Source organism: Marivirga aurantiaca (assembly GCF_016679925.1).
Taxonomy (GTDB): Bacteria; Bacteroidota; Bacteroidia; order Cytophagales; family Cyclobacteriaceae; genus Marivirga; species Marivirga aurantiaca.
Window position 1 is genome coordinate 1,105,026 of record NZ_JAEQBW010000001.1, and the last position, 18,701, is coordinate 1,123,726.

At 34.0% G+C, this 18,701-nt stretch carries 13 protein-coding genes; 8 read left to right on the forward strand and 5 right to left on the reverse strand.

From position 1 onward, the window contains the following. Window position 1 precedes the first annotated feature (1 nt). Genes JKA74_RS04690 through JKA74_RS04700 form a run of 3 tightly spaced genes read left to right on the forward strand, consistent with a single transcriptional unit; the run spans window position 2 to window position 3,818 of the window. Entirely contained in the window at window positions 2-700 is a 699-nt protein-coding gene (locus JKA74_RS04690; protein ID WP_201429988.1) for a TrmH family RNA methyltransferase, read from the forward strand. Continuing rightward, complete coding sequence (locus tag JKA74_RS04695) at window positions 697-1,320, forward strand: SanA/YdcF family protein (RefSeq protein ID WP_201429989.1); 624 nt, start codon at window positions 697-699, stop codon at window positions 1,318-1,320. The genes JKA74_RS04690 and JKA74_RS04695 overlap by 4 nt, the downstream gene beginning before the upstream one ends. Window positions 1,321-1,328: 8 nt before the next feature. Then, window positions 1,329-3,818, forward strand: coding sequence for a DUF5686 and carboxypeptidase-like regulatory domain-containing protein (locus tag JKA74_RS04700; protein ID WP_201429990.1), 2,490 nt, complete (start codon window positions 1,329-1,331; stop codon window positions 3,816-3,818). Window positions 3,819-3,892: 74 nt separating this feature from the next. Here JKA74_RS04700 and trpF read toward each other — a convergent pair whose 3' ends face one another. From trpF to JKA74_RS04720, 4 genes are all read right to left on the reverse strand, one after another. After that, window positions 3,893-4,528, reverse strand: coding sequence for a phosphoribosylanthranilate isomerase (trpF, locus tag JKA74_RS04705; protein ID WP_201429991.1), 636 nt, complete (start codon window positions 4,526-4,528; stop codon window positions 3,893-3,895). A 179-nt stretch (window positions 4,529-4,707) separates the two neighbouring features. Then, a complete protein-coding gene (locus JKA74_RS04710; RefSeq protein ID WP_201429992.1) occupies window positions 4,708-5,241 on the reverse strand; it encodes a collagen-like triple helix repeat-containing protein in 534 nt (177 codons plus the stop codon). Between the two features lie 170 nt (window positions 5,242-5,411). Then, window positions 5,412-6,161: a LytR/AlgR family response regulator transcription factor gene (locus JKA74_RS04715; RefSeq protein WP_201429993.1), complete on the reverse strand. Its 750-nt coding sequence runs from the start codon at window positions 6,159-6,161 to the stop codon at window positions 5,412-5,414. A gap of 4 nt (window positions 6,162-6,165) precedes the next feature. Further along, the gene (locus JKA74_RS04720; RefSeq protein WP_201429994.1) at window positions 6,166-7,992 is read right to left on the reverse strand and encodes a sensor histidine kinase; all 1,827 of its coding nucleotides are present in this window, start codon (window positions 7,990-7,992) and stop codon (window positions 6,166-6,168) included. Window positions 7,993-8,215: 223 nt separating this feature from the next. On the opposite strand from JKA74_RS04720, the gene JKA74_RS04725 reads away from it, so the two are divergent. The 5 genes from JKA74_RS04725 to JKA74_RS04745 all read left to right on the forward strand — a co-directional run bounded on the left by JKA74_RS04725 (window position 8,216) and on the right by JKA74_RS04745 (window position 15,108). After that, complete coding sequence (locus JKA74_RS04725) at window positions 8,216-8,923, forward strand: hypothetical protein (RefSeq protein WP_201429995.1); 708 nt, start codon at window positions 8,216-8,218, stop codon at window positions 8,921-8,923. A 240-nt stretch (window positions 8,924-9,163) separates the two neighbouring features. Further along, window positions 9,164-10,483: a sensor histidine kinase gene (locus JKA74_RS20940; protein ID WP_201429996.1), complete on the forward strand. Its 1,320-nt coding sequence runs from the start codon at window positions 9,164-9,166 to the stop codon at window positions 10,481-10,483. Between the two features lie 166 nt (window positions 10,484-10,649). Beyond that, window positions 10,650-11,327, forward strand: coding sequence for a response regulator transcription factor (locus JKA74_RS04735; RefSeq protein ID WP_201430185.1), 678 nt, complete (start codon window positions 10,650-10,652; stop codon window positions 11,325-11,327). Window positions 11,328-11,330: 3 nt separating this feature from the next. Continuing rightward, window positions 11,331-12,587: a sensor histidine kinase gene (locus JKA74_RS04740; protein WP_201429997.1), complete on the forward strand. Its 1,257-nt coding sequence runs from the start codon at window positions 11,331-11,333 to the stop codon at window positions 12,585-12,587. 67 nt (window positions 12,588-12,654) lie between these two features. Continuing rightward, window positions 12,655-15,108: a TonB-dependent receptor domain-containing protein gene (locus JKA74_RS04745; RefSeq protein WP_201429998.1), complete on the forward strand. Its 2,454-nt coding sequence runs from the start codon at window positions 12,655-12,657 to the stop codon at window positions 15,106-15,108. Between the two features lie 565 nt (window positions 15,109-15,673). Here JKA74_RS04745 and JKA74_RS04750 read toward each other — a convergent pair. Then, window positions 15,674-18,640, reverse strand: a complete 2,967-nt coding sequence (locus tag JKA74_RS04750; RefSeq protein ID WP_236587501.1) for a triple tyrosine motif-containing protein — start codon at window positions 18,638-18,640, stop codon at window positions 15,674-15,676. Between the last annotated feature and the right edge of the window lie 61 nt (window positions 18,641-18,701).

Consider the following 18,701-nt stretch of genomic DNA (forward strand, 5'->3'; position numbering starts at 1 on the left):
CATGGATACTCACTTACAGCAATTTCTTATACAGAAATACAGCGAGTTTTTATCCGAAGAACGAAAGAATTACATTCATCAAGTACTTAGCAACAGAACAGAGTACATTCGTGTAGTACTGGAAGATCTGACAGATCCTCATAATGTAAATGCGGTTTTCCGAACGGGGGAATGCCTGGGTATACAACACTATGATGTAATCGAAAATAATAATCCCTTTAAAATAGGGAAAGGAGTAAGTAGAGGAGCTACAAAATGGATAGATATTCATCAATATAATCAGCAAACAGAGGGTAATACTTTATTTGCTTTAAAGAGTTTGAAAAAGAAGGGATATAAAATTCTGGTGACCAGTCCTAATGAAAAGGCCAAATCAATGGAAGAAATTGATATAAGCCAACCTATAGCCTTGGTTTTTGGAAATGAAAAGGAAGGAGTAAGTAGGGAAGCCCTGCAAATAGCAGATGAAATAATTAGTATACCCAATTATGGATTTACTGAAAGCTATAATGTTTCTGTTTCAGCGGCTATTTTACTCTATAATTTAATACACCGAATGTACAAAGAAGTGAACAGTTGGCAGTTTAGCCCTGAAGTGTATTCGAGATATCATTTAGCATGGCTCAAAAAATGTATGGCAAGACCTGACTATTATCAAAATTATTTCGTTAAGGCTTTTGACGATCAAAACAATATATGATTAAATTCATTATAAGATTACTTATATTCTTGTTGCTATTAGGAATTGTATTCACTATTTTTTCCAATGTATTGATTATAAGTAAAACCAAGCACAAAATTTATCACGACCTCTCTGAAGTACCCGCAAAGGAAATAGCTTTAGTTCTGGGCACCAGCAAGAACAATATTAAAGGAGAAGCCAATTCTTTTTTTGATAACAGAATTAAAGCTGCTACAGAACTTTATAATCGGGGCACTGTAAATAAGTTATTGCTTAGCGGGGATAACAGAACCATTTATTATAATGAGCCCAATGATATGAAAAAGGCTTTATTGAATAATGGAATTCCTGAATCTGCCATACTAATAGATACTGCAGGTTTTAGAACTATAGAAAGTATTTCCAGGTGTGCAAATGTATTCAACCACAATGATGTAGTGATTATTACGCAGGAATTTCATGCTTTCAGAGCTTTATATATTAGTCAGTATTACGATATGGATGCCATTGCTTTTTCTGCTGAAGAAGTTCCTGTATATTCGTCCACTAAAGTAAATATCAGAGAGTTTTTCGCAAGACCTAAAGCTATATTCGATTTGTATTTTCCCGGAAAATACAGCCGCACTACCATTCAATAGTACCATCAATGAGAAAAATATACTTTATTACTTTCATTCACCTTATTATATTGTTGCTTTCTACCAGGATTTATGCACAAACAGAAGTATATGGTTATGTAAAGGATGCAAATACACAAGAAGTTCTACCTTTTGTTAACGTATATTTTCAAGGTACCCAAACAGGTATAACAACTGATATCAAAGGCTTTTTTGAAATAAAAACCACCAAACCAGTCGATACTTTGGTAGTATCTTATATTGGCTACAAAAGCAAGAAAATTGATGTTCCTGCTAATAAAGTAACGGAAATAGAAGTGTTTTTAGAGCAGGATATTATCAGCTTGAAGGAAGTTCTGGTAAGGCCGGGAGAAAATCCTGCTTTTAAAGTGATGAGGAAAGCAGTTGAAAAGAAAAAAGATTATTCTGAAAAAAAATTAGAGGCTTATGAGGTGGAGAGCTACACAAAAATTGAGGCTTATATAGATAAAATGACTCCAACCCTGGAAAACAGGAAAGTTATTCAAAAAATCGTAGCTACTGTAGATAGTATTGCCCCGCTTCGAAATAAAAAGGGACAGAAAATGATCCCTATCTTTTTCTCGGAAAGTATTTCAAAACTCTATCTTAGAAACAATCCTCAATTGAGTAAGGAAGAAGTAATCAATAGTAATATCAAAGGGATTTTAGTGGGGGATAATTCTATTGCACAACAATTTGTAGGGTCTGCTTTTCAAAAATATGATTTTTACGATGATTGGATGGAGTTGTTTGGGAAACAATTTGTATCACCTTTGGCTAATGGGTGGAAATTGTATTATGATTACGAATTGACCGACTCCATTGAAATAGAGGGTAATATTTATTATCAGATTGAATTTGAGCCAAAAAACAAAAAAAACCTGGCATTTATTGGTAAAATGCTTATTGAGAAAGGAACATATGCGCTAAAGAGCATCAATGCCAATATTACGGAAAATACTAACATCAATTACCTCTCCGGAATGCAAATTGATCAGGAGATGGTGCTTTTTGAGGACAATAACGTTTTACTGCCTGAAACCGTTAATGTTAAACTGGATGTAGATCCAATTTTGGGAGTATATCCTGGAATGTACGTACAATTCAATTTATCCTATCAGGATTATTCGTTTATAGATCCCAAACCTAAAGATTTTTTTGATGTACCTGTGAAGGTTTTACCAAAGCCAATTTTGGCTGAAGAGGAGTTTTGGCAACAGAAAAGACATGTGCCTTTAAATGAAGGTAACCAACAGATTTCCAGTATGATTGACGATATCAGGGATATCAGAATGGTGAAGACTTATGAGGATTTGCTTGAGTTTGGTTTGACGGGCTATTTTGAATGGGGAAAATTGGATGTGGGTCCGTATCCGTATTTGTATACTTACAATGATGTTGAGGGAAGTAGGATCCAAATTGGAGGGCGTACTAATGATTTATTAAGCAACAAGTGGGAATTGGATGCATACCTTGGATTTGGTGAACGTGATGGTGAATTTAAATATAAAGCTTCCTTAACTCATATTCTATCAAGGGCACCCTGGAGAACTATTAACTACACACATACCTATGACCTTAACCAACTGGGACTAAAGGATGTAAATCCGGATGATAATCCGTTTTTCTATGCTTCTTCCAGATTTGGAACCTTGATCAAACCCTACTATAATAGAACTAATCAATTGAACTTTAAAAGTGACATCAGAAATGGCCTGTCAGTTGAAACTGGCATTAAAACATCTGATATACACCCTGACTTTGACTTTGGATTCTATGAAAACAGTATGGATTCAACAGGTTTTCAAAGCACTTTTAAAACAAGTGAATTAAGTGTTGGTATAAGATATGCAAAAGGGGAGAAGTTTTTGATCGATGGCAACAGAAAGTTGGTTGTAGGAAGAAACTCGTGGCCGGTATTAACATTGAAATATAATGCAGGGATCAAAGGTTTGTTGGATGGAGATTTTAATTATCATCAGTTGACAGCAGGAATGTCCTATTTTATTACATATGACGGTATTGGCCTGGGTAAATTAAATATGGAAGCCGGCAGAATGTTTTCAACTGTCCCTTACCCACTATTGAAAGTACATACTGGGAATGAAGGATATTTCTTTTCAGGCGCAGCTTTTAACCTCATGAATTTTTATGAATTTGTAAGTGACTCATATGTTTCTATGAAATATACACATTACTTTGAAGGTATTATTCTCAACAATGTTCCCCTCCTGAAAAAGTTGAATTGGCGACTGGTGGGTATTACAAATGTGGTTTATGGTGGCATGTCTTCTGAAAACAAAAAGTTGGCAGGGGAAGAATTGGGCACAGAAAATGGATTCCTAACACTAAATGAAAAGCCTTATGTGGAATTAGGTTATGGAATAGAAAACATCTTTAAAGTGATCCGGGTAGATTTTTATCATAGACTTACTTATCTGGACAATCCCAATATTTCAAAATTTGGTGTAAAGATAAACTTCCAAATTATATTATAGAGGGTTGAGAGAGTAGTAAGAGTTCAACTTAAGAAGAATAGAGTAGAACTATTGAGTCTTATTCTTAATGAGACTTATTCAATAGTATCATCAATCTCAAGAGTTTCTAAAATATCAGCCAATTCATCAAAATCCTTAAATCCCGGCCTGATTTCTTCTCCACCTTTTAAGGAAATTCCTTTGATAGCATTTTCCTGAGTTAATTGTAACACATTTTCCTCTGACACATTAAACCCCAGAATGATGGGAAAATCTTTCGCCCAATCTAAAACCTGATTTAAAATGTGTTCTTTGTAATGGATTCCTTTAACTGATTCAAAAAGGAAATAAGTGGCAAGGCCGGAACTTTTTTCCATGATCTCAGTAATTTTATTGGCATCCTGTATAACATCTACATTAAATCTTAAGATCAATTTTTGAGGAATATCAGTAAGCTGTGGAAGAATAGCCGGGTTATCCGTTTGTATATAGTGGATTTCATACTCGGGTAAAGATTTTTTAATTTCCTCTTCGCTTGCATCTCCAAATTCTCCTACAAAATCAACTCCGGAAACCCATCCTGTAAGCTCCATGAAATTCGCAGGATTTACATAAGAAAGAGAGCTTTCTACCAATGAAAAACCCATTAAATCAACAGTCATGCCAGCGCAATAACGGGCATCACTTAAATTATTTACTTCAGAAATTTTTACGAATGTTTTTAACGCCATCTTTTGGGATCAATCAGATTAAAAACACAAATTAAGGCATTTTGAATTTTAAAATGGAGTGTTTGCCTCAAAGTATTCTGAATTATTCCTCTTTAGGATGAATCTTAAACTTTATAAAAAAACAGCCCCTTCCAAAATAATTGGAAAGGGCCTTCCTGATAGAAAAAAACACCTAATTATTATTCAGGAATATTGTAGTATGCCATTGTGGCTTTATAGTCAGTATAATCCGGAGATTTGGTATTTGTGCGTGAAGAAGTACTTTGTTCTCCGGGTATTATAATATATCTGTATGAGCTAAATACATCGAATTTTCTTAAGTTTCCTGATATTGATGCTGCTGAAAGTAGAATGGAGCCCTCAGCAAATACGAATGTATAATAATCACCAATATTAGTATCAAGATAAGGTAATATTGTAGCTAAACCATCCTCTCCATACACTAGCACTACATCCTTATCTCTGTCAAAATTTATATTTTCTGCTAAAATCCCTACTTTAGAGGTTGCCAAAGCATCATCCCAAGGCGTCTCTATCCATTCAGAATAAATTACATTAGCTGTCCCGGGCTCTCCCTTATCTCCTTTTTCACCTTGCTCACCTTCAATTCCCGGATCTCCTTTAGGGCCTGGCTCACCATCTTCCGCACACCCTGTAATTAGTAATAAACTTATTGTAAGCAGAAAGCCTGCTTTAAGTAATCCCTTTTTCATAATATTATTATTTTAAGTTTAATTATGATGCAATTTATAATGAGTTTTTGTCATCATGATAGGATGATTGATGGATAAGCTATTCTGTTTGATGAATGATGGTATCGGTTTGATTCTTGAATAGCCCAAAATATTAAATGGTGCTGAGGAGAAACTATTTATAGAGCAAGCTATCTTAGTTGTGACATTTTCAAAAGAAATATATCCCGTTTTCCTTGAGAAATACTGATTTGTGCATCATTTTTCATTAAAATGTAGCCTCCTTCTGACTTTATAAACTTTTTCACCATCTCAAGATTCACTAAAAAGCTATTATGTACTCTCATAAATTGGTGGTTTTCAAAAAGGTGTTCATATTCTTTAAGGTTTTTACTTACCATCAGTTTTTTATTATCCACTAAATGAAAGTTAGTATATGAGCCACTAGCTTCACAATAGATTATATCTTTTATTGCTATAAACTCAAGTCCATCACCTGTAGCAAGGCAAATTTTGCTTTTCTCGTTGGGTTGTTCGGAAATATTTCGAAGTAGCAATTCTAGCTTTTCTTTATAATGCTCTTTGTCTTTCTTTAGTCTGACCTTAGCTATAGCCTGTTGTAATTCTTCCAGGTCAATCGGCTTCAATAAATAATCAATCGAACTAAATTTAATTGCTTTTAAGGCATATTGTTCAAAGGCGGTGGTGAATATGACTTCAAAATTCCGCTTTTTAATTTTTTGCAAGACTTCAAAGCCTGTACCTGTTTGTAACTCTATATCCAGAAAAATTAAGTCCGGATTATATGTTTCTATTATGCTGATGGCAGATGAAACATCATGAGCCATGTCAAGTACGGTAATATCTTTGCAAAACTTGTTTAATAGTAATTTTAAATTTTCTCTGCTTTTGAGTTCGTCTTCAATAATTATAACGTCCATTTCCCTATATTTTAGGTATAATAATATTTACAGTTGTTCCATTAGGTGAGTCTTCAAATATCACACTTGTTTTTAAAGATTTATTCTTGTTTAATATTTGTATTCTTTTTTCTGAAACAGAAAGTCCTCTAGGTAAGTAGTGTCTCACTTTCTCTATCAAAGAGGCTGCTTCTCTTCCAATTCCATTGTCCCTAATAATACATTGGATGTGTTCAGGAGCATCTATAAAAATAATAGTTAATGTTTTAGTGCCGTTTTTTTTTGGTAATAGACCATGTATAATAGCATTTTCTACATAAGGCTGAATGAGGAACAAAGGAATCTCCTGGTTATCGGTGTCCAGTTTATTATCAATATCAAATTCAAAATGAAATGAATTATTGAAGCGAAGAGATTCGAGTTCCAAATAGAGTTTAAGTAATTCAATTTCTCTCTTTAAAGAAACATTTAGCTCAATGGAGTTTTCCAGAATTTGCCTTACAAGATGTGAGAATTTACCCAAATATTTTAGCGCCCCGCATTTGTCATCCGAGCTAATTAAGTATTGTATAGAACTTAGGGAATTAAATATAAAATGTGGATTCAATTGGGCTCTTAATACACTTTGGCTCAAGTAGGAGGCTTCTTTCTCTATATTGTATTTCTCATCATACATGGCTTTAATTCTATACGCCAAACCTGTGGCGAAAACTATACTTTCCAGTCCGGCACACAAAATCATATATTCAATAGAACCAGTAAATAAAGTAATAAGCGCACCACTGAGAAAAATTAAGGTGGCAATAATCACGAAATAAACAAAGTTTGATTTTTTATTTAGATATAAATAAAAGACTCCAAATATTGTGAATAGTGTCATCAGCAAGCGATGAGCATTCATTATAAAGGGTTGGTATGCCGAATTAGGAGTGCTTACCAATAAAATAATCTCAGTCAGTATTAGGGCACTTAATATATATATTAAAATAGCGATTAATCTGTTGAGAAATGGATAATCCTGTTTCATATTCAGAAACGCCTTAATGAACAGGAGGTAAGTTAAGTTGATCAATATCTGGGATAGAGGAATTAAAATCCTGAAAAATAAGGGAAAGTAATATTCCCAGAAGCCATGTAAAGCTGTTGTCAGTCTTAAATAATAAAAAGCCTGAAAGAAAATAAACAGGCTATAGTATAAGTAAACTTTATTTTTTGAGTTGAAGTAAATCAGTATATTTAGTAAAAAAAAACCAATTGCCAGTCCTGAAAACAAATAGGCATAAAACCGTGGGGTAACTAGCTCTGGTAAAACTTTATTTTCTTGTGAAATCTGATGCTTATTGTGATGAAGGTAAAAAGGTATTTGCCTCCAATTATTTCTTCCAAAAATTTCGGTAACTTTTACTATAATATATCTATCGTTGATCAATTCAATTTTCCTAATGGGAAAAAATGAGCGGGTAATTAAAGCACTTTTATAGCTTGGCTTTGTGTTTAACCCCATCCTCTGTTTGACAATAGAATTGTCCATTTGTTTGAAAAAATATGCATTGTCAAAATTAATAGTGACCAGGTAGATAGTGTCATATTGATCAAATAAGTGAATAAATTCAGTGAAATCAAATTTTAACCAATAAACCATTTTAGGATCAATATCATGTATACTATCAATTATGGAGAAAGTAAGGCGGGGCATCTTGATAATTTCTTCCACACTCATGTTATTGAGTTTAGGAACAACTTCCACTTCGGGTTTAATGACTGTTTCTGTAAAATAATAATATTTACTTTGCCCGAGTATGGAGGTAATGGTTGCAAGTGAAAGTAACAGAAGAAGAAAAAAGCGATTCATTAGGCAAAAATGGTACTTTTAATTGAATAAATATTCCTTTTTAATTATTTTTTCTGAATCATTTGATCCTTAAGTTGTGCTTTTGCGAAAAGTATTTATTTTCAGTGATATAGGAGGTCCAAATAAATTGGGGAATTATGATCCAGCTTCCTCTTTTTTGGTGTAATAGTTGAGGAAGGCACTAGTGTATATTCTAATTATCTTAAACTTAATATTTAACATCATGAATAAAATCAAAACAACAATCCTTTCTTTTTCATTTGCTTTAGCCCTTAACGTTGGAGCGTTAAATGCACAACAATTTCTCACACCTGTAAATACCTTGACCGGAGATGCAAAAGTTGAAACAACAGATGGAAAAGTAATTGAAGGAGATATACGGACAGCCATGTTTGGAGGAAAAGGCCTGATGAGTTTCCGTATTAAAGATGAAACTACAGGTGATGTCACACGCTTTAAGGCGGAAGAGGTAAAATCTTTGAGAGTTAAAATGGACGGTTGGGGCAAAATGGCTATGCTATCTGAACAAACTTCAAGTCTGCAGAAAATGTCAAATGCCAATTTTGATGAATCTGTGGATAGGGAATATATTTACTACCACACCGTAAAATGGCCGGGTAAAAAGAATAAATACAGATTGGTACAACTCCTCAATGCAGGATTTGATAATGCCATAAAGGTGTATGACTATCCTGGAAAAAAAACAGCTTCGGTAGGCATGGGTGGAATGACCATTGCCGGAGGAAATGCTAAAACCTATGTAGTAGCTTATGGGGGCGAAACTGTTCTGGTGGAAAAGGGGAAGTACACTAAAAAACACTTTGATGAATTGTTCAAGGACTGCCCATCCTTAAATGAGTTGGATAAAAAAGATAAAGATTGGAGAGAATTTGCCTCCCATGTTTTTATCAATGAAACCTCATGTCAATAATTTATAGAACAAGCTATTGCTTTTTGGTCTATTCTGAGAGCCTTTAAATAAAAATTAAAGGCTCTTTTTCTGTTCTAAAATGAGTGGAAATAATTGTGTAGGTTTTTCAAAAGACCTCAAATATCTTCTTTTTTGATAGGTTTTACCCTCCATTGGTACTTTAGGATTTAAAAAAATAAAATTTTATAGAATTCTCCCGGTTTTTTACTATTTTGATTAAATAATCAGAAAAATAGGGGGGTGTTTAAATATTTCAAACTATATAATTGGTCAGGAATTGATAAAACTTTGCAGCAAAAGCCTAATATCTTCCTTTCACAATTTTCTATTATTGCAATTATAGCCTGCTTAATCCAGATAGTTAATGATACCATTTATATTAACTACGTAGCCATTTTATTGGATTTGATTGTTCTGCTGATTCCTTTAACAGCGTTGATCCTAAATGAAAAGCATAAGCATATGCCTGCCAAACTGGTTTTTACAGTGCTAGGCACAACCGTTTTATTTCTTTATGCTGCTGTTATACCTAAAGAAATCGGTGTTTACTTATTATTCTTTCCCATTCTCACAATTATTTTCCTGATTTTTAATAATGAGCAAAGAATCTTTAAATATGGTACGGCAGCTTTTGCCATCTCATTACTTGCAATTCTGGAAATAACCCACTACCAGCCATTTGGACAATATAATGTTACTGATGGATTGTCTGTTGAATCCTCATTTTATGTCAATCTCGCCATATCTGTTTTCATCATGGTTTTTTCTATGTACAATATTGATGTCATTAATAGGCAAATTGAACAGGTGAGGTTAGATGCAGAAATAGAGCTGAAGCAAAAAAACCTTGATTTGAAACAAGCCAATGAAGAACTCGACCATTTTGTATATAGTGCTTCGCATGATTTGAAAGCACCCCTTTCCTCTATTTTAGGCTTAATCAATATTGCCAAATATGAAGTTAAGGAAGATAAGGCCATGGATTATTTTGGTAGGATTGAAGACCGGATTCAACGACTTACTAAGTTCATCAAAGAAGTAATTGCTATATCAAGAAATACACGTACCCAGGTAGAGAAGACAGAAGTGAATTTAAATGAGTTAATTCATGATATTGTAGAAAACAATAATTATGTAGATTCTGTCAGTAACATTGAAATCACCAGGAAAACACAGGTCAATCATACCTTATTGCTGGACAAACCCCGATTGGAAGTGGTTTTGAATAATTTGATTTCGAATGCCATTAAATATCAAGATCCTGGCAAAGAGAACCCCCGTGTAATTATCTCTTCCAAAATTTCTGATGACATGCTTGAAATTTCCATTGCAGATAATGGAATAGGAATAGCCGCTGACCAACATGATAAAATCTTTGAAATGTTTTATAGGGGAGAGCAGAGTAAGGAAGGATCAGGATTGGGTTTGTATATAGTAAAGAATATGATTCAGAAACTTAAAGGCAATATCATGTTCAGCTCAAAAGTGGGGGAGGGAACAGAAATAATTATTCGATTGCCTGTTACTCAATTATCCTCGTTGAAGACAATGACGGCATAGTACTTCAGAATTTCCTCAAAATTCAATCATATTTTTGATAAATTCAATTTTTCGAATTAAAGCTGTAGTAGATTTTATAGGCATTTTATAAAAAAATAGAATTTATTATACTTGAATGTGAGTAGATAATTGAATATTGTCTACAATAAACGTATCCCTCATCGGAATGAAAGTACTGGTAGTAGAAGACGAAATAGAATTATCAAAAAATATTAAAGATTATCTCCAAAAGGAGGATTTTCAAGTAAGTTGCGCTTATGATTTTTTTACGGCAACAGATAAGATAGCTTCTTTTGAGTATGATTTAGTCATTATTGATTTAATGCTTCCTGATGGCTATGGGATGGATTTACTTTATTCACTACGGGCCAATCAAAAAAATGTGGGCACATTGATTTTATCCGCTAAAAATTCCCTTGATGATAAAATAAGAGGCCTTGATGCCGGGGCTGATGATTACCTGGCTAAACCTTTTCACCTGATAGAACTGAGTTCCAGGTTAAAGGCCATATATAGAACCCGAAAACTCCAGGGAAACAACAGTATTTCCATAGGGGAGATCGTTATTCTCACAGATAAACATGAAGTACACTGTAAAAAACAGTTAATCGAACTGACAAAAAAAGAGTATGAAATGTTGCTGTTTTTTGCGACAAATTCAAAGCGGATATTAACCAAACAAAATATTGCAGAGCATCTTTGGGGTGATTACATTGACCAGGCAGACTCCTTCGATTTTGTGTACCAGCATATTAAAAACCTAAGAAAGAAAATCCAAAAAATCAGTCAATTGGATGTAATAGAAACTGTATATGGGGTAGGCTATAAATTGAAATCCTTTTAAGCTATGCGATTAATCAATAAAATTATTCTAATATTTCTGGGAGTATCTTTTATAGTATTCCTGATTGGAGGCATGATGACCTACCAAATTATTGGAAATGAAATAAAAAAAGAAGAGCAATGGTTTTTAATGGAAAGACTAAGGTCAACTGAAAGGTTCATAACGAAGAAACAGCCAAAAAGACCCATAATTAGGGATAAAGTAATCATATTACCTCACTCAAAGCCTATTGAAACCGATAATATTATATTTTCAGATACTATAGTATACCACAGTACATTGGAGCGCCCGGAACTTCATAATAAGTTGGAGGTAGGTAAAAAAATTGAAGGGCGATACTATCAAATTACCTTATATGATATTATTATTGAGCAAGATGATATCATAGATGGCATTGTTGAGTCCCTTTTCAAGACCTATCTGATATTGCTGGCATTGGTATTAATCATGGGGTGGATTCTTTCAAAAAAGTTGCTAATCCCTTTTGAGAGGACACTTGAATCTATACAGGGTTTTGACATTAAAGAAAATGAAGCCATTGTTTTACCTAAAACAGGAACAAAAGAATTTCAAAGGCTGAATAGTTTTGTGGAAAATATGTCTTCCAAAATCAGGAATGATTATCAGTCATTAAAGGAATTTTCAGAAAATGCTTCACATGAAATTCAAACACCTTTAAGTGTTGCCAAAGGTAAACTTGAAATTCTACAAGACACCCAATTAGATGAAAATCAACATCTATTGGTAAAAGAAGCACAGAAAAGTATCAATAACCTTTCTAAACTGGGGAATATGCTTACTCTCCTGGCTAAAATTGACAACCGTGAATTTGAAAACATGGAAGAAATCAATTGTAGCAATCTTTTAGAGGATATATTGGAGGACTACAAAGAGCTAATACACCTTAAAGGCTTAAAGCTAAATGTTTCTATTGAAGATAATGTAGTGATTGTTACCAATACGGTCCTTTTTGAAATCCTGGTTAATAATCTTTTGAAAAATGCGGTTAAACATAATCTTGTATCTCAAGGTTATATCTCTATCAGTTTAAATAATGAACTCATGGAGATAAAAAATTCCGGTATCCCACTTAAAACAGATCCTGATAAATTGTTTGACAGATTTAAAAAGGGCAATAACAAAACCAACTCTCTGGGACTTGGCCTTTCAATTATCCGGAAAATTTGTCAGGTCAGCAATATGGGTGTAGAATATAAATGCCTTGAGGAAGAACATATATTAAGGATCAATTTTAGGTAGTTCAAATTGTCTTCAGAATTCAATCCTATTTTTGTAATAACATAATCAATTAAACCTTTTATACGGAATGATAAAGTCTTGTATTATTAAATATAATTTATTAGTCATTATAAGCTTTCTAACCATCAACATGGCTTTTTCCCAGAACACTACTGTCAAGGGAAAAGTAGTTGATCAGGCTACCAATGAGCCATTGGCCTATGCCAATGTGAGCCTCTTTGATGAGCAGGAAAACCTGATAACAGGAATGGTTACACCGGATGATGGTACGTTTCAATTACAAGTTCCGCAAGGGGAGTATATCCTTCGAATTCAGTTTGTTTCCTATAAAACAGTGAGCTTACCGATAGATGCCAATAAAAGTGTTACAGATTTGGGTAAAATGAGCTTGCAGGAGGATGTGAATCAGTTATCTGAAGTAGAAGTGGTTGCTAAAAAACCACAAATGGAAATGAAGCTTGATAAAAGGGTTTTTAATGTAGGTGAAGACTTGAGCAATATAGGCGGAAGTGCTGAGAGCATTTTGGATAACCTGCCAAGTGTAACAGTAGATGTAGAAGGCAATGTTTCCTTAAGAGGAAGCGGAAATGTTCGCATATTAATTAACGGGAGGCCTTCTGGTTTGGTGGGCATTAGCGGTGGTTCTGCTTTGCGTCAAATTCAGGCCGATATGATTGAAAGTATAGAAGTAATTACTAATCCATCTGCCAGGTACGAAGCAGAAGGCAATGCGGGGATTATCAATATAATTCTTAAAAAGGATAAAAAAGGTGGATTAAATGGAAGTTTCAGTACCAATGTTGGCTACCCGGCTATATATGGAGTAAATGCCAACCTGAATTATAGGAAAAACAAAATTAATATATTTGGTAATTACGGTGTCACTTACAGGGAGAATTTTGGAGGTGGATATATTGATCAATCCTTTTTCCCTAAAGATAGTACTGCCTATTTTACCTACGTAGACAGAGAAAGAGAAAGAAGTGGAGTTTCCCAAAATGCCAGATTCGGTATAGACTACAGCTTTACTGATAATACCACACTTACCGGTTCATTCTTGTATAGAGTGTCTGACGAAGACAATATTAGCTACAACTATTATTCGGATTTTGATGAAAACAGGGAACTATATAAAAAATCTGTAAGGATACAGGAAGAAAAAGAAGATGAATCCGTCCTTGAGTATGATTTAAATTTTACGCACAAGTTTAGTGGGGATGATGACCATAAACTAACAGCTGATTTCCAATATAGGAATAACAGTGAACAGGAAGATTCTGATTTATATAATAGATTATATAACCTGGATAGAGAACAATATGAGGATAGCATCTATCAACGCTCATTAATTGATGAATTTTCAGAAAATATAATGGCACAAGCCAATTATACAAAACCATTAGGAGAAAGTAGGTCCTTAGAGGTAGGCTGGAGAAGTACTCTAAGAACTATTACAAATGATTATTTAGTGGAGCAGGAACAGCAGGATGGAAGTTTTGAGAACCTTACTGATTTCACAAATGAATTCATCTATAATGAAGATATTCATGCATTGTATGCTATCTATAATAGTGAATTTGACAAGTTTACTTATCAGGTAGGTTTAAGAACCGAGCTAACTGATGTTAGAACTGAATTGGTTACAACAGATACTGTAAACACTCAAAATTACTTAAACTTGTTTCCAAGTCTTTTTTTGACCTATAAATTTAATAAATTAAACACATTGCAGGCCAGTTATAGCAGAAGATTTGACAGGCCCAGGTTTAGAGAATTGAACCCCTTCTCAAATTTCAATGATGATAGAAATATAAGGATAGGTAATCCTAACTTACAACCGGAATTCACCGATTCTTATGAAATAGGATTACTCAATAATTTCAAGGATGCTACTTTCTATAGCGGTTTATACTATAGACGTACCACAGGTGTTACGGATAGAATACAGACTGTTGAATACCGGGAAATTGAAGGTGAGACAGTTGCTGTAACTATACATAAACCTCAGAATTTGGCTGAAAGGAATTCAATTGGGCTGGAAAATACGTATTCACATGATTTAAATGATTGGTGGAGATTGAATGCTAATTTAAACGTATTTTATTCTGAGACATATGGAGAAGTAGAAGGGAAAGTGTTTGAAGCGGAAACTTTCACCATGTCCTCAAGAGCTACTTCTCAAATGACATTCTGGGAAGATGTTAGTTTTCAGCTAAGTGCTTTTTATCGTGCGCCTCAACAATCTACTCAGGGGACAAGAAAAGCCTTTTATATGATAGATTTGGGCCTGAGCAAAGAAATATTAAATAAAAAAGGAACCATTGCTTTGAATGTGAGAGACTTGCTAAATTCCAGGAAATGGAGAAGTACTACAGAAGGTGAAGATTTCTTTTATGATTCCGAATTTCAATGGAGAACAAGAACCTTTACTTTAACTTTTGATTACAGACTTAATAGCCAAAAACAAAAAGAAGGAAGAGGAGAAAGAGGTGACAATGATTTTGGAGGTGATGAGTTTTAATCCTTTTAAGGTAGATCGAATCACTATTCGAAACACTTTTTATAATTAATTTTGATTTACTCTTTAAATATATTACCTTAAAATTCTCAACGATATAAACATTCCTGTCACATGAGAGTGGATTTATAACGGAATGTGTTTGGCATAATTTTTGACTATAGTTCCCCAAAATACTCCCCCTTAGTAAAAATTGAATTTAATCAACCATAAAGTATAACGCAAATAAATTGCGTTATACAATTATTCTGTCTATAATTGCAATGTTGTTGCATTAGTAACGTTGTTTAGATATAGTCATAAGGAAAAGCAGTCGGTAGGGTTGAGGCAAGTAATTTTGTAGGTTTTTGGTTATAATCGATAAATAAACTCACTCACATCCTTCGACTGTTTTCCTTTTTTTATGAGAGAGTAGCGTTCCATTCCAAGGCCGTAAGCACAAAAGTTGATATGAAGGGTATTAGTGGCTTTTATTATATGCTTTCTTCATTGTGTTATGCTATTTCAGCACTGAAAAGTTCCCCTTAGCCAATGAAAAACTTGTACTTGAAAGGTCTTTAAATTTAAACTACAACAGCAGGTGAGACTCTTTATCTGAATTCTTTTCTTGGGCTATGGACTCAAGAAACTCTGAGAAATTACTCTCATGCTCAAGGTTCAACTTTTTACGGATTCTGTATCGCGCAGTTTCCACTCCCCGCACGGAAATATTAAGCAGTGGTGATATTTCTTTGTTCGTAAGGTTCATCTTAATAAATGCACACAACCGCAATTCTCTTAAAGTCAAACAAGGATAATGTTCTTTTAAATTTTTAAAAAAATCTTTATGAACCTGTTCAAAATTTGTTTCAAAAACATGTAGGTATTCTTCACCTATTAAATGCCGGTTGAGCTTTCCAAACATTTTTTGAAGCTTCTTTTTGGAGTTGTCATTACGCACCAACCCCCTTAGTTCAATGATATCCTCTCTTATTTCGGCAAAAATATCCTTCTTTTTCACCAGTAACATAGTGTAATTGGCCAACTCTTTACTTTTTATAATTACATCTTCCTGAAGCGATAATTTATCTTCATTTATTTGATCTTTCTCAGCTTTCAGCTTCATTTGAGCTAATTGTAGCTCTAATAGCTTCTTCGATTTTTGTACCTCTGCCTGTGCTTTTCGATTTTCATGTTCAATCTTTTTCCTCACTAACTTAATGGTAACTGCTATAAGAAAAATAGCTGCTAAAATAAATATAAACATCATCCATTGGGTTTGATACCATAATGGAACTATCTCGAAAGAGATACTGGCGATGTCTCCCTCAGTTCCCACCAAACTTCTGCTCTTTACCTGAAAATCATATTTCCCAGGTCTCAAATGTGAATATTCTTTATAGGATGCAAACTGCCAGGCAGACCAATCCTTGTCAACATTATCCAGCTTATAGGCATATTGAATATCTGCATCATTTTGCATTTTCGGAGTAGCAAAATCTATGCGCAATGAGTAGGTGCTGTTGGGGAGTTTAACAGGATTTTCAGCATGCAAAGGCAACCAGTTTTCTTTCTGATCAGTAAGGTATCGGGCACCGGTAATAAAGGTGCGGACTTTTTCATTCTTGTTTTTGTAGGTAAGATCAAACAAGTATAAACCCGTTTTTGTCCCTAATAGCACATGATCATTAGTAAGAGGCTGGATGTATTCCATACCACGATTAAAAGCTCCTTTGAATTGAAGAAAATAGCCTTTTTCCAGAACAGGATTGTCTGTATAAAAATACCCTACTTCATCGTCCTGTACAAACCATGTTTTATCCTGATGCTGGAATAATTTTCTGGTATTTTTAGTAGAATCAAGGATTTTGTTCAATGGTAAATAAGGAACAAATTGATTTTTATGCTTTTCATAAGTATAAATACCCTGATTAGAAGTGAAAACAATTTCTTTTCCCCATTCAAAAACATTAATGCTATATGGAAAAGTGAATCCGTTTTGCGTAGTAAAATGCTCAAATGAAACTACTTTTGTATAGTCCTCATTTATTTTTATGCGAAAAACACCTTTATAGCCATGACAAACCCAGAAAGTACCGGGAATTTCTGATTCAAGAATATCTCTGGATGATTCATCAAAACCTTCAATTTTGTGATCTACCCTCCACAACCCCTCTTTTTTACTGATTACATAAATTCCATGGTAACTGGCAGCCAAATAAATCCCTTTTTGTTTAGCTACAGGGACAACTTTCCAGATTCCACTGATATTTCCAATTTGTTTACTTTTCGTTTTATCTACTACAAACAAGCCTTTGTCATGTCCGACTAATATATCATTTTCTATTTTTTGAAGTGTCCATCCTTGCCCTTCAAGCCCTTTTATCTTTTGAAATTGAGGCTTTATTTCTTTTATATTTCGGGTATAGAACATTCCCTGATTAGTGGCTAAGTAAGCTTCATTTCCTGTAATTAACACATCATACAAAGAAGCCCCTTCAAATAAGGTGGTAACTGGCGAGTTAAAAGTAATGCAATCAAGTCCATTGTTTAGGAGTGCCCAAATGTTTCCCTGCCTGGTTTCAAAAAGGTTAAGGACACTTTTATCCTGTAAATCTTCAAAGGTAGGCTCATCTTTTAATACAGAGGCATTTTCATTGAGCGTAATTATACCACTGCTAAGTGTACCCAGGTAATAAACGCTGTCGTTTACTTCTACAGCGCACTCAACTTTATTAACTTCTGAAGGTCTGAACAGTTGTTTGTATAACGTAGCACTTTTATTGATAAGATCCAGCCGGAAAATTTCACCGGAAGCAGCTACTCCTAATACAATATTTTTTTGTTGGGTGCCCAGAAAAGCAATGATATCCTTTCCCTGGATTTGAGCATCAGAGAAATAGGGGATAAATTTCATGTTATCTATATCTAACCTAAGAATACCTCTTTTCTGATCCTGTACAAAATACTGACTATTTACCTCAAAAGATTTTATAAAATTACTGCTAGCGGGCAACTTAGTGATCTTACTACCATTAATTGCAATTAACTTACTAAAGCTTCTATAAATAATGGTGTTCTTAATAACATGTACCTGCCAAAGGTTTTCCATTTCATCATCATGAAATTTAAGCGGGTCAAGCAATGATTTATAATAAAACTGACCTGTGGAATCCTTCTTTATTAAACCAAATTCGTTAAACCCCCCGGCATACACATTTCCGGTTGAATCAGTTGCAAGGCAGCGAATGGAGGAATTGTTAGGAAGTACAACTTTATGCCACCTTTCCCCATCAAAAATAATTGCTCCATCATTATTACCAAAATAGAGTACCCCTTCATTATCTTCACAAACTGACCAGAATTGCGGATCTGCATTAAACTCATGACGGGAATAATGTACTACCTGGGGCAAACCCTTTAATACGGGAGTGCCAGTTTCCTTTTGCGAATCAATTTGCTCACCAAAAGATGATTCAGTGCAAAAAAATGTAAGTAATAAGATTAACCAATTTCTAAAATCCACTAAAGTATACTTAAAATAATATGTTAACATAGACATAATATTGTTTATTGGCAAGTCTTGTTCCCTGAAATGTAGTGATTTTACTATAATT